This window comes from Phaeovulum sp. W22_SRMD_FR3, from assembly GCF_052113705.1.
In the GTDB taxonomy this organism is placed as follows: domain Bacteria; phylum Pseudomonadota; class Alphaproteobacteria; order Rhodobacterales; family Rhodobacteraceae; genus JBGQOG01.
In genome coordinates this window covers 70660-85585 of the sequence record NZ_JBGQOG010000017.1, presented here as the reverse complement: position 1 = coordinate 85585, position 14926 = coordinate 70660, and the positions used below count along the sequence as shown (strand labels likewise).

At 64.6% G+C, this 14926-nt stretch carries 13 protein-coding genes; 1 reads left to right on the top strand and 12 read right to left on the bottom strand.

Annotation, left to right across the window (positions count from 1 at the left end; all coding sequences use genetic code 11):
• Positions 1-586: 586 nt before the first annotated feature.
• From ACEN2S_RS18070 to sciP, 5 genes are all read right to left on the bottom strand, one after another.
• Positions 587-709, bottom strand: a complete 123-nt coding sequence (locus tag ACEN2S_RS18070) for a hypothetical protein (RefSeq protein WP_441868632.1) — start codon at positions 707-709, stop codon at positions 587-589.
• A 137-nt stretch (positions 710-846) separates the two neighbouring features.
• Positions 847-2937: an ATP-dependent DNA helicase RecG gene (gene recG / locus ACEN2S_RS18065; protein ID WP_441868629.1), complete on the bottom strand. Its 2091-nt coding sequence runs from the start codon at positions 2935-2937 to the stop codon at positions 847-849.
• Positions 2934-5210, bottom strand: coding sequence for an NAD-dependent DNA ligase LigA (gene ligA / locus ACEN2S_RS18060; protein ID WP_441868699.1), 2277 nt, complete (start codon positions 5208-5210; stop codon positions 2934-2936). The genes recG and ligA overlap by 4 nt, the downstream gene beginning before the upstream one ends.
• A 272-nt stretch (positions 5211-5482) precedes the next feature.
• Positions 5483-6196: a response regulator transcription factor CtrA gene (ctrA, locus tag ACEN2S_RS18055; RefSeq protein ID WP_441868626.1), complete on the bottom strand. Its 714-nt coding sequence runs from the start codon at positions 6194-6196 to the stop codon at positions 5483-5485.
• Positions 6197-6291: 95 nt separating this feature from the next.
• Positions 6292-6570 carry a CtrA inhibitor SciP gene (gene sciP / locus ACEN2S_RS18050; RefSeq protein WP_441868623.1) on the bottom strand — a complete coding sequence of 93 codons (279 nt, stop codon included), beginning with the start codon at positions 6568-6570 and terminating at the stop codon, positions 6292-6294.
• Between the two features lie 157 nt (positions 6571-6727).
• Between sciP and mnmA the strand changes: the two genes are divergently transcribed.
• Positions 6728-7864 (top strand): tRNA 2-thiouridine(34) synthase MnmA, encoded by a 1137-nt coding sequence (gene mnmA / locus ACEN2S_RS18045; protein WP_441868620.1) that lies wholly within the window; start codon positions 6728-6730, stop codon positions 7862-7864.
• A gap of 88 nt (positions 7865-7952) precedes the next feature.
• Here mnmA and lpxB read toward each other — a convergent pair whose 3' ends face one another.
• The 7 genes from lpxB to ACEN2S_RS18010 form a co-directional block, all read right to left on the bottom strand.
• The gene (gene lpxB, locus ACEN2S_RS18040) at positions 7953-9095 is read right to left on the bottom strand and encodes a lipid-A-disaccharide synthase (protein WP_441868617.1); all 1143 of its coding nucleotides are present in this window, start codon (positions 9093-9095) and stop codon (positions 7953-7955) included.
• Complete coding sequence (locus ACEN2S_RS18035; RefSeq protein WP_441868614.1) at positions 9092-9916, bottom strand: LpxI family protein; 825 nt, start codon at positions 9914-9916, stop codon at positions 9092-9094. Before ACEN2S_RS18035 ends, lpxB begins: the two co-directional genes overlap by 4 nt.
• A gap of 25 nt (positions 9917-9941) precedes the next feature.
• Positions 9942-10739, bottom strand: coding sequence for an acyl-ACP--UDP-N-acetylglucosamine O-acyltransferase (gene lpxA / locus ACEN2S_RS18030; RefSeq protein WP_441868612.1), 798 nt, complete (start codon positions 10737-10739; stop codon positions 9942-9944).
• Positions 10740-10742: 3 nt separating this feature from the next.
• Positions 10743-11204 carry a 3-hydroxyacyl-ACP dehydratase FabZ gene (fabZ, locus tag ACEN2S_RS18025; RefSeq protein WP_441868609.1) on the bottom strand — a complete coding sequence of 154 codons (462 nt, stop codon included), beginning with the start codon at positions 11202-11204 and terminating at the stop codon, positions 10743-10745.
• Positions 11205-11384: 180 nt separating this feature from the next.
• A complete protein-coding gene (locus tag ACEN2S_RS18020) occupies positions 11385-12257 on the bottom strand; it encodes a hypothetical protein (protein WP_441868606.1) in 873 nt (290 codons plus the stop codon).
• Positions 12257-14596 (bottom strand): outer membrane protein assembly factor BamA, encoded by a 2340-nt coding sequence (bamA, locus tag ACEN2S_RS18015; RefSeq protein WP_441868603.1) that lies wholly within the window; start codon positions 14594-14596, stop codon positions 12257-12259. Before bamA ends, ACEN2S_RS18020 begins: the two co-directional genes overlap by 1 nt.
• Before the next feature lie 101 nt (positions 14597-14697).
• Positions 14698-14868 (bottom strand): hypothetical protein, encoded by a 171-nt coding sequence (locus ACEN2S_RS18010; protein ID WP_441868600.1) that lies wholly within the window; start codon positions 14866-14868, stop codon positions 14698-14700.
• Between the last annotated feature and the right edge of the window lie 58 nt (positions 14869-14926).

The window sequence follows — 14926 nt, the reverse complement described above, 5'->3', positions numbered from 1 at the left end:
GCCATGCCCGCACGATTCTGACGGACGAAGCGCCACTCCGTCAGCCCACCCCCGATCTGCCGCAGCTGACAAGCCGCCCCCCGCCGGAGATCGCGTCGGGTGATCGCCATCGGTGATCACCATCGGGGCAGCCGCCGAAGCCGCCAGAAATGCGCGCGCAATCTGCAAACCGCAATCTACAAGACGCAATTGTCTCCGACAGCCCGTGATCCTCCCGCGTTCTCGACAAAAAAAGACCGCCTTGCCCGGAGGCAAGACGGTCAGGAAAGCGCTTCGCGGGGGAACAGGTAGGTGCAGCGGACAGCACCGGGAGCGAAAGCGCAGAGGCAGTAAGCATAGAGACAGTAGGTTCAGTAAAAACGGAGCCGCAGCTCCGCAGAGCCACCAGAGCGAAACGCCCCGGAGGGGGTGATGCCTGACGGGGCGTTCCGGGCCCGGTGTCACGCATCGGAAAGACGACCTCGAATTCCTCCCTAAAATATCACAAGCGCGGATCACAGCGCCCAGAGACAAAGGCCCCCGGGACAAAGGCCCCCGGACAAATTTCCCGAGACAGAGGCCCCGGGCCCAAAGGCCCCGGCAGTTCTCAGATCAGGTTCGGCAAATGCAGGCCAACCACCAGCATCACGACGAGCGACACCGCGCCCAAGGCATCTTGCCACAAGGTGGCGTGGTTGCGGGACAGGACGGATTTCAGTTCCTTGGCCATGACGAACCCTCTCTCTGGCGATCTGTTGCTCCTTTGTTCCCATATTGAGTTCCGCCTGTAAAGAACTTTATGAGAACAAAACGGAACAAAAGATGATTTTATCGCCAGGAAGGGTTTAACCCACGGAAATGAAGGGTTTAACCCACGGAAATCAAACGGATTGCCCGGTCCTGTTCCATCAGCCACAACAGGATGCGCGCCGCCTGCCCGCGCGGGCTTTGCAGGCTGGGGTCCTCGGCCAACAGCCGCCGCGCATCCGATTGCGCCACCGCCATCAGCCCCGCCTGCCGCTCGAGATCCGCAATGCGGAATCGCGGCAAGCCGCTTTGCGCGGTGCCGATGACATCGCCCGCCCCCCGCATCGCGAGGTCTTCCTCGGCGATGCGAAAGCCATCCTCCGTCTCGCGCAGGATCTGCAAACGCCGCTCTCCCGTGTCGGACAACGGCGCCTGATAGAGCAACAGACAGGTGCTCTCGGCAGCACCCCGCCCCACGCGCCCCCGAAGCTGGTGCAGCTGCGCCAGCCCGAAACTTTCGGCCCGCTCGATCACCATGATCGAGGCATTGGGCACATTCACCCCCACCTCGATCACCGTGGTCGCCACCAAAACGCGGGAACGACCCGCGACGAAATCCGCCATCGCCGCATCCTTGTCGGCGGGCGGCAATTGCCCATGCACGAGGCCGACGACGCCTTCCCCCAGCGCGGCACGCAGCGAGCGGAACCGTTCCTCGGCCGAGGTCATATCGACCAGCTCGCTTTCCTCGACGAGCGGACAGACCCAATAGGCCTGCCGCCCCTCGGCAATCGCCCGTTTGAGATGCGCCACCACCTCCTCCAGCCGCGCGGTCGAGAGCAGCGCGGTTTTCACCGGCAGCCGTCCGGGCGGCTTTTCATCGAGCACGCTGATGTCCATATCGCCGTATTGCGCCAGCGACAGCGAGCGCGGGATCGGCGTTGCCGTCATCACCAGCACATCGACGGCCTGGCCCTTGGCGCCCAGCTCCATCCGTTGCGCGACACCAAAGCGGTGCTGCTCGTCCACCACCGCCAGCCGCAGGTCGTGGAAATGCACGTCCTTCTGGAACACCGCATGGGTGCCGACCAGAATCCCGATCTCGCCCGAGGCCAGCCGCGCGAGTTTCGCCGCCCGCTCGCCCGTCTTGTCGCGGCCCGTCAGGATCGCCATCTCGATCCCCGCCGCTTCGGCCAAGGGGGCCAGCCCCTCGGCATGTTGCCGCGCGAGGATCTCAGTCGGGGCCATCATCACGCCCTGCCCGCCCGCCTCGACCGCCGCCACGAGGGCCAGCATCGCCACCAAGGTTTTCCCCGAGCCGACATCGCCCTGCAACAGCCGGTTCATCCGCCGGGCGGTGGCCATATCCTCGGTGATCTCACGCACAGCGCGGCGCTGCGCCCCCGTGGGCGCATAGGGCAGCGAGGCCAGCACCTTCGCCGCCAGAACCCCGCTGCCCCGCGTCTCGCGCCCTTTGGCGCGGCGGCTTTGCGCGCGGGCCAAGGCCAGCGTCAACTGATGCGCCATCAGCTCATCATAGGCCAGCCGCGCCCGGGCGGGGGCGGTCGCCGAAAGATCCTCAAACCCCTGCGGCGCATGCACGGCGCGCACGGCATCCGCCCAATCCGGCCAGCCTTCGCGCGCCTTTTGCGCGCCATCAATCCATTCCGGCAGCGCCGGCACCCGGCTCAGCGCGCCCTGCACCGATTTCGCTATCCCGCGCTGGGTGAGGCCCGCCGTCAGCGGATAGACCGGCTCATATCCCGGCAGATCCGGGGCCTCTTCCGGTCGCAGTATATGGTCGGGATGCACCATTTGCCCGACGCCATCAAAGAGTTCCAGCTTGCCCGAGACCACCCGCCGCTCGCCCGGCGGCAGCTGCTTCTCCAGCCAGTCGCCCCGCGCGTGAAAGAAGACGAGGTTGAAGTCGGTCGCCGCATCGCGCACCAGCACCCGCGCCGGGCCACCTTTGCGCCGTGCCGGGAAATGCTGCAAAACCTCGACCGCCACCGTCACCGTGCAGGGCGCCTGCACCTCCTGGATCGAGCCGCGCAGGCGGCGGTCAATCCCAGAATACGGCAGTGTAAACAACAGGTCACGCGGCCGGGTGACGCCCAGCCCGGCATAGGCTTTGGCGGTTTTCTCCCCGATCCCCGGCAGGGTCTCCAACTCGGCAAAGAGCGGAAAGAGAGGGGCGGGCCTGCCGCTCATAGGCCCTCGATCAGCGCGAGCCAGCCGTCTTCGTCGATCACCGTCACGCCGAGTTCCGCTGCTTTCTTGGCCTTGGAGCCCGCGCCCGGTCCCGCCACCAAAAGGTCGGTTTTCGCTGAAACCGAGCCCGCCACTTTGGCCCCAAGGCTTTCGGCGCGCGCCTTGGCCTCGGCCCGGGTCATCTTTTCCAGCGTGCCGGTGAAAACCACGGTTTTGCCGGTGACCGGCGAGGCGACAGCGACCTGTTTGACAAATTCCTGAACCTCCAGAAATCCGACAAGATCGTTGATCGCCGCGCGTTCTTCGGGGTTGGCGAAAGCATCCGAGAGCGAGAGCGCCACCACCGGACCGATGCCGTCAATGGCCACCAGATCGGCCCAGGCGCGGGCGGCCCCGCGCGGCACATCGGCCGCAGCAATGGCCACGCTGCGCGCCTCCGACACTTTGGCGCGGCGGTTGTGGCCGAGGGCAATGGCCCGCTCCTCCGCCTCGGCCAGATCGGCGGCACGATGCGCGAGGGCGGCGGGGCGTGCGGCGTCCAATGTCTCTGCCAGCGCCTCCCAGCGGCCGAAATGGCGGGCCAGATCCTGCGCCGCCACCTCGCCGACATGGCGGATCCCCAGCGCGAAAATCAGCCGATTCAGCGCGATATGGCGGCGTTCCTCGATCGCAGCAAAGAGATTGGTCACCGATTTCTCACCCCAGCCATCGCGGTTCTTCAGCTTGCGCAAAGGCTCGGCCGCGTCGCGGGTGGCGAGGGTGAAGATGTCGGCGGGGGTGCGGATCGGCAGCGTCTCATCGGCGAAGAACGCCTCGACCTGCTTGGCCCCCAGCCCTTCGATGTCAAAGGCCGCGCGCGACACGAAATGGCGCAGCTTTTCCACCGCCTGCGCCGGGCAGATCAACCCGCCCGAGCAGCGGCACACGGCATCGCCCTCCTCCCGCACCGCGGGCGAGCCGCATTCCGGGCAGGTGGTCGGGAAAGCATAGGCGACACTGTCCCCGGGACGCCGCGCGAGGTCGACATCCTTGATCTTCGGGATCACATCGCCCGCGCGGTAGATCTGCACCCAATCGCCTTCGCGGATATCGCGCCCCTCGCGGATCGGCTGGCCTTTGGAATCGCGGCCCTGAATGTAATCCTCATTGTGCAGCGTCGCGTTCGACACCACGACACCGCCCACCGTCACCGGGCTGAGCCGCGCGACGGGGCTGAGCGCGCCGGTGCGGCCCACCTGAATCTCGATTTTCTCCAGCCGCGTCCAGGCCAGTTCCGCCGGGAATTTATGCGCAATCGCCCAGCGGGGCGTGGTCGAGCGGAAGCCGAGCCGCGCCTGCAGCGCGAGGTCATTCACCTTGTAGACCACCCCGTCGATGTCATAGCCAAGGCCCGCGCGGCGCTGCTCAATCTCGCGGTAGACGGCGCGCAAAGCCTCGGGACCCGCGCAGAGACGGGTCAGCGGATTGGTCTGGAACCCCAGCGCCGCCAGCCGCTCGATCGCGCCCATCTGCGTCTCGGCCAAAGGCTGCGACAGATCCCCCCAAGCATAGGCGAAAAAGCGCAGTGGCCGGGATCTGGTGATGCTGGCGTCCAACTGGCGCAGCGAGCCCGCGGCGGCATTGCGCGGATTGGCAAAGGTTTTCGCCCCCGCCGCCTCTTGCCGCGCGTTCAGTGCGGCGAAATCGGCATGGCTCATATAGACCTCGCCGCGCACCTCCAGCACCTCGGGGGCGCCAGTCAGGTGCTGCGGGATATCGGTGATGGTGCGGGCGTTCTCAGTCACATTCTCGCCGGTCTCGCCATCGCCGCGCGTTGCGGCCTGGATCAGCACGCCGTTTTCATAGCGCAGGCTGAGCGAGAGGCCGTCAATCTTCGGCTCGGCGGTATAGGACAGATCCTGCGCACCCCAGCCGAGATATTTGCGGATGCGGTCGTCGAAATCATCGACATCCTCATCGGCAAAGGCATTCTCAAGGCTGAGCATCCGCACGACATGCGGGATCTTGCCAAAGCCCTCGGCCAGGGCACCGCCCACCTGTTCGGTCGGGCTGTCGGGGGTTTTCAGCGTGGGAAACGCCGCCTCGATGGCCGCCAAGCGCCGCTTGAGCGCATCATAGCGGGCATCATCCATCACCGGCGCATCGTCGCGGTGATAGGCCAGATTGGCCGCCTCCAGCTCTGATGCCAGCGCAGCGTGTTCGGCCCGCGCTTCGGACAAAGACAGCTCTGCCGGATCCCGCTGCACGTTTGAATGATCTGTGAAATCCGCCATTTTCTCGTCCCCGTCCTGCGCCTGCCAGAAATAGGCGCAGCCGCGGGTGAGGTCCAGTGCGGACAAGGTCGGCCTGCCGGAAATACCCGGCGGAAGGTGGCGACAGGGCGTTGTCGCCCCGGGCACGATTGCATATTTGCGCGGCCCCGTCCCGAGACCCCGACCCTGCGCCGCTTGCACAAGCGACAGCAGCAATGTTTGAACCAGCCCCGCAGGATCAGGGGGAACGCAGACGCGCTCCCTCCTGTCACAATGTCCGGGGGGCGTCCGTGTCAGGCACCAATGGCGATGCGGCGTTCATTCTCAACCGGGCTCGGATCGCGCAGCACATAGCCACGGCCCCAGACGGTCTCGATGTAATTGTCGCCGCCGGTCATCTCCGAGAGCTTCTTGCGCAGTTTGCAGATGAACACGTCGATGATTTTCAGTTCCGGCTCATCCATCCCGCCATAGAGGTGGTTGAGGAACATTTCCTTGGTCAGCGTGGTGCCCTTGCGCAGGCTCAAAAGCTCCAGCATCTGGTATTCCTTGCCGGTCAGATGCACGGATTTACCCTCGGCATCCACGGTTTTGGCATCCAGATTGACCGAGATCTTGCCGGTCCGGATCACCGATTGCGCATGGCCTTTCGAGCGGCGGATGATCGCATGGATCCGCGCCACCAGCTCTTCACGGTGGAAGGGCTTGGTCATGTAGTCATCGGCACCGAAACCGAAACCCTTGATCTTGTTCTCGGTGTCATCGGCACCGGAGAGAATCAGGATGGGGGTGTCGACCCGGGCGAGACGCAGCTGACGCAGCACCTCATGCCCGTTCATATCCGGCAGATTCAAATCCAGAAGGATCAAATCGTAATCATACAGTTTCGCCAGATCGATGCCTTCTTCACCCAGATCGGTGCAGTAGACATTAAGATTGGCATGCGTCAACATCAGCTCAATGCTGCGAGACGTCGTGGGATCGTCTTCCACCAAAAGAATTCGCATCCTGAGTACTCCGCTTTAATCCCTCGAACAGCTTCGACATTCACAGTAAATGGTTAACGCCCCGTTACTGTCGCAGGTTTAAAGCGTTTTTCAACTCATAGTTGTCGAAATTTTTGAATTGCTGTCACTTTGAGGGCAGCCTCGCCATGTTTGCTGACCGCGGCGCGCCACATCTCGAACTCTTCCTCCGAGAGATCATAGCGTGCCAAAACCTCGGCCAAGGGGATCAACCCATAGGCTACTGCTTTGACAATGATTGCTTTTCTGCTGGCCACCCAGCGCCGCGTTTCCGCGGGCGGCAGGTCGGCGCGCGTCAGAACCGTGCCATCGGGCAAGGTCACCGCGCGCGGCCCATCCACTTTCTTAAGATACATTGGTACACCCCTCTTCGTCCTTCGAGAGTGAATCTGCACCCGTGGTCCTTAAGGAGGCGTGAAACCTGCCCTTGTGAGTAGTTCGCATTTTCCTATATTCCTTCGAACCCGGTTAACAGGTCGATAAGACCCTCCCTCCCTCGTAAGGTTAATGCTCATGGACACTCTGCCGCTGAACTCGCTGGGCTTTGCCAAGCGGCCGCAGGACACGCGCGTCGTGGTCGCCATGTCGGGCGGCGTCGACAGCTCGGTCGTGGCCGCGATGCTGAAGGAGGAGGGATATGACGTCGTCGGCGTCACCCTGCAGCTCTATGACCATGGCGCGGCACTGGCGAAAAAGGGCGCCTGCTGCGCCGGGCTTGATATCCATGATGCGCGCCGGGTGGCGGAAACCATGGGCTTTCCGCATTATGTGCTGGATTACGAGAACACCTTCCGCGAGGCGGTGATCGATGAATTCGCCGATGCCTATCTGGCCGGGGCGACGCCGGTCCCCTGTATCCGCTGCAACGAACGGGTGAAATTCAAGGATCTGCTGGAAACCGCCAAGGACCTTGAGGCCGACTGCATGGCCACCGGCCATTACATCCAGCGCAAGATGGGCACCGAAGGCCCTGAGCTGCATTCGGCGGCCGATTCCAACCGCGATCAGAGCTATTTCCTGTTCTCGACCACGCCCGAGCAGCTGTCTTACCTTCGCTTCCCGTTGGGCCATCTCGCCTCCAAGGCCGAGACCCGGGCGCTGGCGGCGAAATACGGCCTCTCGGTCGCCGACAAGCCCGACAGTCAGGACATCTGTTTTGTGCCAAACGGCAATTACGCGGCGGTGATCGAGAAACTGCGCCCCGGCTCGGCGGAACCGGGTGATATTGTCGATCAGAGCGGCCATGTGCTCGGCACCCATAAGGGCGTGATCCACTACACCATCGGCCAGCGCCGGGGCCTCGGCATCGGCGGCCTTGGCGATCCGCTCTATGTGGTGAAACTCGATCCCGACACGCGGCAGGTGATCGTGGGTCCGAAAGAGGCACTCTCCACCCGCACCATCCCGGTGCGCGAAGTGAACTGGCTGGGCGATGAACCCTTCGACAGCCGACCCGAATGGCACCTCAAGGTCCGCGTCCGCTCCACCCGCCCGCCGCGCGAGGCGGTGATCCGCCCGATCTCGGCCACCGAAGCCGAGGTGGAGCTGCTGCAAGCCGAGGAAGGCGTCAGCCCCGGTCAGGCCTGCGTCTTCTACGATCCCGACAGCACCCGCATTCTCGGCGGCAGCTGGATCTGGAAAGGCCGCTGAGGCTTTGCCTGATTGAAAATATCCCCGCCGGAGGCTTCGACGGGGAAACCGGGAGCCTCCGGCGGGGATATTTAAGATCAGGCAAAGGTCAGAGCTGCGCCAGGACTGAGCGGGCCGCGCGCAGGCCGGGGGCTTCGGCGCCCTGCCCCAGACGCTCCATGGTGACCGCCATCGCGGCCATTTGGCTGGCGCGGCGCATCGGATCTTCCAGAAGGCGCAGGAGTTCCTGCGCAATCGGTCCCGGGCGGCAATTGCTGCCGAGGAATTCCGGGATCACCCGGGTTTCGGCCACCAGATTGACCAGCGTCACCGTATCCACCTTGAGCAAGCGCCCGATCAGGAACCGGCTGAGCGGCGCCATATCATAGGCGATGACCATCGGCGTGTGGCTGGCCGCCAGTTCAAGGCTGACCGTGCCGCTGGCGGCAAGCGCCAGATCGGCGGCGGCAAAGGCCGCGCGTTTGTCCGCGGCCTGTTCCACCACGATCGGCGCCACCGGCCAGCGGGCGGTCATTTCGCGCACCAGGGGGGCGACGCCGCGCACGGTGGGCAGCACCACCCGCAGGCCCGGCTCGCGGTCACGCAGCTGCATCAGCGCCTCGTCAAAGCGGGGGCCGAGGCGTTTCACCTCGCCCCGGCGCGAGCCCGGCAGGCAGAGCACCAAGGGCTGTTCGGGGCCGATCATATAAGTCTCGCGGAAGGCGGCTGCCTCGGCGGCGCTGGCTTGCGGCTCGGCGACCACCGGATGGCCGACGAAATCACAGCTCATCCCCGCCGCCTGCATATAGGGCGGCTCAAACGGCAAGAGGGCAAGGACATGGTCGATCACTTCGGCCATTTTCGCGGCACGTCCGGGGCGCCAGGCCCAGACCGAGGGGGCGACGTAATGGATGGTCTTTTGCTGCGGCACCGTGGCGCGCACGAGGCGGGCGACGCGCAGGCAGAAATCCGGGCTGTCGATGGTGATCAGCGCATCGGGCGCGGCCGCGATCACCGCCGCCGCCGTCTCGGCAATGCGGCGTTTCAGCTGGCGGTATTTCGGCAGCACCTCCAGGATGCCCATCACCGACAGCTCCTCCATCGGGAACAGGCTCTCGAGCCCCTCATCGGCCATCAAGGGACCGCCCACCCCGACAAAGCTGACCCCGGGGGCCAGTTCCTTCAACCCCGCCATCAGCGCCGCACCGAGCTTGTCGCCCGAGGCCTCCCCGGCGATCAAAAACAGCTTCACGCGCGCGACCACAGGAACAGGCCCGCGGCCTCGGCCGCCGCGACCACCGCCGCGCGGTCCAGCAGCATCACGCCGCCCGCTTCCCAGGCGATGCCCGCAAGGCCCGCCGCCGCCGCACGTGTCACGGTTTCGGGGCCAATCACCGGCAGGTCAATCCGGCGGTCCTGCTCGGGCTTGGGGGCTTTGTAAAACACGCCGCGCGCGCCTTTGGGGTTGGGTTTCAGGCCCTGATGCAGCGCGGCAAAGTCGAGCATGGCATCGGTGCCGGGCAGCGTCTCGGCGGCAAGGCAGAGGCCCTGTGCCACCACCGCGCCCTGCCCCAGATCAAGGACGCCAAGCCCGGCCACGATCCGCGCCGCCTGGGCGGCATCGGCGGCATCGGCCTCGCTCGGGCTGCCGCAGAGCACCCCGGCTTCTGGCACCAGCGCCGGGGCGATGGCATCTGCCCCCACCACTTCCAGATCCCATTCCTCGAAAATCGCGATCACCGCGCGCAGCGCCGCGTCATCGCCCGCCTGCATCGCGCCCAACAGGCGGGGCACAAGCTGCGCCGTGCGCGGATCAAACAGCTCCGGCTCAATCCGCGGCCGCCGGATCGCCCCGGCGAAGACCACCCGGGTGATGCCGCAGTCAACCAGATGATCGAGAAAGGGCACCAGCCGCTCAATGCGGAACCGCAGGGGCTCCGCGCCCGGCACCGCGGCGGGAAACCCCTCCAGCTCGGCCAGAAGATAGCCGCCCTCCAGCGATTTTGCCAAAAGCCCGGGCAGAACCCCGGTGCCGGCGATGATTGCCAGCTTTGCCCCGTCAACACGCGCCATTGCCGTCATCCGACTTCCTAACCTGTTACCGCGGCGTCAGAAAACTACGATCCGACGGACCGAGGATGAAGGCCAGCACTTCGCGGACATAATCATCCTCGGCGCTGCCCTGCTCTGACATTTTGCGGGCCGTTTCGCGGAAACTGCCTTCTCCCAGCGCGGTATAAAGATCGCGCAACGCATGTACGGCCGCCCGATCCGCCCCGCGCCGCTTCAACCCCACGAGGTTCAGCCCCTCGAGATGCGCGCGCGGTCCCTGCACGAGGCCATGCGGGATCACATCCGCCGTCACCATGGTCACCGCGCCGATCATCGCGCCGCGCCCGATGCGCACCCATTGGTGCACGCCCGAGAGCCCGCCAACGATCACCTCATCTTCGAGCACGCAATGGCCCGCAATGGCGACATTGTTCACGAGGATCACATTATTGCCGATCTGACAATCATGCGCCACATGCGCGCCCGCCATGAACAGCCCGTCATCGCCGACGCGGGTGATATAGCCGCCGCCCTCGGTGCCGGTGTTCATCGTCACATGTTCGCGGATGCGGTTGCGCTTGCCGATGATCAGGCGGCTTTTCTCGCCCTTGAATTTCAGATCCTGCGGCACCTCGCCCAAGGTGGCAAAGGAGAAGATCACCGTATCCTCGCCGATCTCGGTGGCGCCGGTGATCACCGCATGCGATTTCACATGCACCCGGGCGCCCAGAACCACCTCCGGTCCGATCAGGCAGAAGGGGCCAACCACGGCCCCTTCGCCGATGACCGCGCCGTCTTCGACAACGCTGGAGGGATGGATGCGGGCGCTCGGATGAATGCTCATGTCTTACCCCTGAAGGTCCATCATCGCGGTAAATTCCGCCTCACAGGCCAGCTGGCCCTCGACCAGACCACGGCCCTCGAATTTCCAGATCTTGCCGCCACCGCGTTTCACGGTGACATGCAGCTCCAGCACGTCGCCGGGCACGACTTTGCGGCGGAATTTGCATTTGTCGATGCCCATGAAATAGGTCAGCAGCGGCTTGTCGACCACATCGAGCGAAATCCCCACCACCACGGCCGAGGTCTGCGCCATCGCCTCAACGATGGTCACGCCCGGCATGATCGGCATTTCCGGGAAATGGCCCTGAAAATGCGGCTCGTTCACGGTGACATTCTTGATACCGACGGCACCTTTGAACGGCACGATGTCGCGGACCTTGTCGATCAGCAAGAACGGATACCGGTGCGGAATGATCCGCTTGATCAGCGAGATATCGGCTTCGGTATAGGGGGCGGGTTCAGTCATCGGGGCTCCTTCCCTTCGGGGTATCGCGCGGCCCCGGACTGCGGGATGGGGACACGCCTGCCTTTTGCGGCTTTGGGTCTTGCTAGCAATGCCCGCGCCCCTTGGCAAGCAGGCGCGGCCTGAGGGGCGGCGCCTTGCGCCATGCGTTGCCGCACAAATGCGGCGTGGAGGGATGAAATTTCAAGGGGTTCCGGTGGCGGGCGCCTCAGCTTTGCCCGCCGCAGGCTTGTCTGAACCGGGCGGCGTGGCGGCAGGCTGATCGGCCGGGTCCGTGTCCGGCACCACCGGCGCCCCCGCCCCTGTCTCAGGCCCTGTCGTCGCCTCAGACCCAGTCGTGGCTTCTGGCCCCGTCGTGGCTTCGGGCCCCGGCACCGGGGCCGCACCCGCAGCCCGCGCGGCATCCACGCGCCCGGCGCCATCGCCCAGACGCTGATCGGCCAGCGTCACCATGTCTTCGGTCACATCCAGCGTCACGAGGCTGCGGATGATCACCCGGGCGTCGATCACCGCCGTCGCCCCGCGTGAAATCAGCACCGTATCCAGCAGCGGCAGTGCCGCGCTGATGAAGGCGCGCCGCTCTTCATCCGCCAGCGCCGCAATCGCCCGCGACTTGGCCTCCTGCGCCCGGCGTATGCCCACGACCTTGGTGTCAAACGCATCCGCCGCCGCGCGAAAATCGGCGGGGGCCATGCCCGCGCGCCGTTTTGTCAGATCGCGCTCTTCGGCGGTCAGCTCTTCGGTGACACGGTTGTTTTCCCGTGTCAGATCGCCCCCGGCGGCGGCAATGTCGCGCGCAACCCGCTGCCCCCAGGCCGAGCGCTGATAAAGCCCGTCCCAATCGACGGTCAGCAGCGGACTCGCCGGCGCCGCCACCTGCGGCACCTGATAGAACTGCCCCCCCGGCGCCTCGGAGGTCCGCCCCGTCGAGAAGGGCAATCCCCCCCAAGGGTCACCGATCGAGGTCTGCGCCGCCGCCCCGGAGCCGATCAGCGCGCCCAGCAGGACGAGCGCGCATCCGGCGCGGTGGCCGTGGTGACGCCGCCGACCGATCATCAGAACTGCGTCGAGATCGTCAGGTCAAAGTTCTGTTCGAGGTCGTAGTCTTCCTTCATCAGCGCTTTCGAGAAGTTGAAGCGCAGCGGGCCGATCGGCGTCGTCCAGAACACCGACAGACCGATGGCCGAGCGGATGTGCATGTCATCGCTGCCGCCCAGCGTGTTCGCCGCCGATGCGGTGGCCGAGTTCAGCCCCCAGACCGAGCCGAAATCAAGGAAGGCACCGCCGGTGATGCCATATTCTTCCGGCAGGCCGACCGGGAAGGCCGCTTCAAAGCGGGCGGCGGCAAAGAAGTTACCGCCCAAAGCGTCATAGTTCCCGTTCAGATCGCGCGGGCCATAGCCACGCGATTCAAAGCCGCGGATCTTGTTGTTGCCGCTGAACCGCTCGGTCACCCGGCTGCTTTGACCGTTGAGCATAGACAGCGCGCCCGCCTCGAACTCGGCCCGCAGGGTCACTTCTTCCTGCATCACCTTGGTCTGCGCCTGCACCAGCGCCGTGGTGGTGATCGCCTCGATATCGCCGCCGATCCCGGCGTAATCCTGCCCGAAGCGCAGCAAGATGCCCGCATTCGGATTGAGACCGGTGACGCGGGTGTCATAGCTGTAGGTATAGCCAAAGCCCGAACTGGTCTTGGTGCCCTGTTCGTTGATCAGCGCCTGCGAAGAGGCCGCGTCCACGTCGAACAGTTCATCGCTGCTGTAGCTGTAGCGCAGCTCAAGGCGGCCATTGTCGGACACCGGGAACTCGAGCGCCGGCGAGAAGCCGAACATCTTGGTGGAGTAATACGAATTATCGTTGCTCGAGGTGTTGTAGAAGGCGTTGAACTTGAACTTCAGATCGCGGCCAAACACATAGGGCTCGATGAAGGTGAGCGAGTTGTTCTGCGTGTCCGATGCGGTGGCGATGCTGACCGCCACATATTGCCCGCGGCCGAGGAAGTTCGATTCCTTCAGCGCGATCTCGATGCCGGGGCCCGAATTCACTCCGTAGCTGGCCCCGAAGGACAGCGAGCCTGTGGGCTGCTCCTCGACATTGACATCGACCACAACCTGATCCGCCGCCGTCCCCGGACGGGTGTTCACATCGGCCTTGGCAAAGAAGCCGAGCGCGCGCACACGTTCCGCCGAGTTGCGGATTTCGCGCGGGTTGAACGGATCCCCCTCAACGGTCTTGAACTGGCGGCGCACCACGCGGTCAAGCGTTGTGGTGTTGCCTTCGATGTCGATCCGCTCAACAAAAACCCGCGGGCCTTTCTTGATGTGGAACACGACATCCAGCGTCTGATCCCGCTCGTTGCGGATCACTTCCGGCTCGAACTGAACAAAATTCAGGTTCTTTTCCAGCGCCAGCGCTTCCATCCGGCTGATCGCCGTGTCCAGCGCGGTGGGCGAATAGACCACCCCCGGGCGGATCTTGATCGTGTCCTGGAAATCGGCCGCATCCAGACCCTCGATCTCGCTGACCGTCGAGATCTGGTTGAAGGCGTAGCGCTGCCCTTCACGCACGTTGAAGGTCAGAAAGAACGCATTGCGTTCACGCGAGAGTTCCGAAGACACGCCCAGAACCTGCGCATCAATATAGCCGCGCGAGCGGTAGAAATCCGTCAGCAGTTGTTTGTCGAATTCAACGCGGTCCGCCACGAAAGTGTCGCGCTGAATGACCCGGCGCAGAATGCCCGCCTGTTTCGTCTCAAGCACCTGCCGCAGGCGGCGGTCCGAGAAGGCACGGTTGCCGGTGAACGACAGACGCTCCACCTCGGTCACCGCCCCTTCGCGGATCTCGAAGGCCAGATCGACGCGGTTGCCGTCACGCTTGATGATCTTGGGATCGACCCGCGCGGCCAGACGCCCGGCCTGGGTATAGGCCTCAACGATCTTGGCGGCATCGGCCTCTGCCGTGGCGGCGGAATAGACCTTGCGGCTCTGGCTCTGCACGATCGAGGCCAGATTTTCGTCTTTCAGGCGCTTGTTGCCCTCAAACGACACCACGTTGATCGTCGGGTTTTCGACAACCTTGATGACCAGCGTCCCACCCGAGGGGACCACTTCAACGCTTTCAAACAGGCCGGAGGCCTGGATGCGCTGCAGGGCGGCGTTCAGCTCGCCCGCGCTGATCGCCTTGCCGCGCGAAATCGCCGCGAAGGACAGAATGGTCGCCGGTTCGATCCGGTCATTCCCTTCGATCTTCACCTGGCTGAAACTGTAATTCTGTGCGAACAGGATCGTCGGACCACTCACCGTGGCAGCGCCGAGCGCGACCACCGCGCAGGCGGTCCGCAGATGGCGCAACGGGCCCCGTCCAGTATTGCCCGAATTCTTCTGCCAGACCGTCATCGTCGTCTCCCGCCCAGTACTATTCTACTGAGACGTGACTAGCCGGAATGGGGGGGCTTGTCAAAAGCCGCAAGCACAATTCCCGGCCCCTTGTCGCGCTTTCACAACTGATGCGCATTCACCGGGCCATTGCCCCATATCGGCAGCAGCTCATGCACGATGATGCCCGCGCCCAAAAGCGCCACGATCAGCGCCACCGGCAGCAGCAACCGGTCCAGTGCCAGATCCAGCACGACCGAAATTCCCCGATAGCTTTCCGCAATCATTTGCATGGCTTTTCCCCACACCCGTTTGGACCCACTCCAGACGGGCTACCGGGGCAATAGGGCC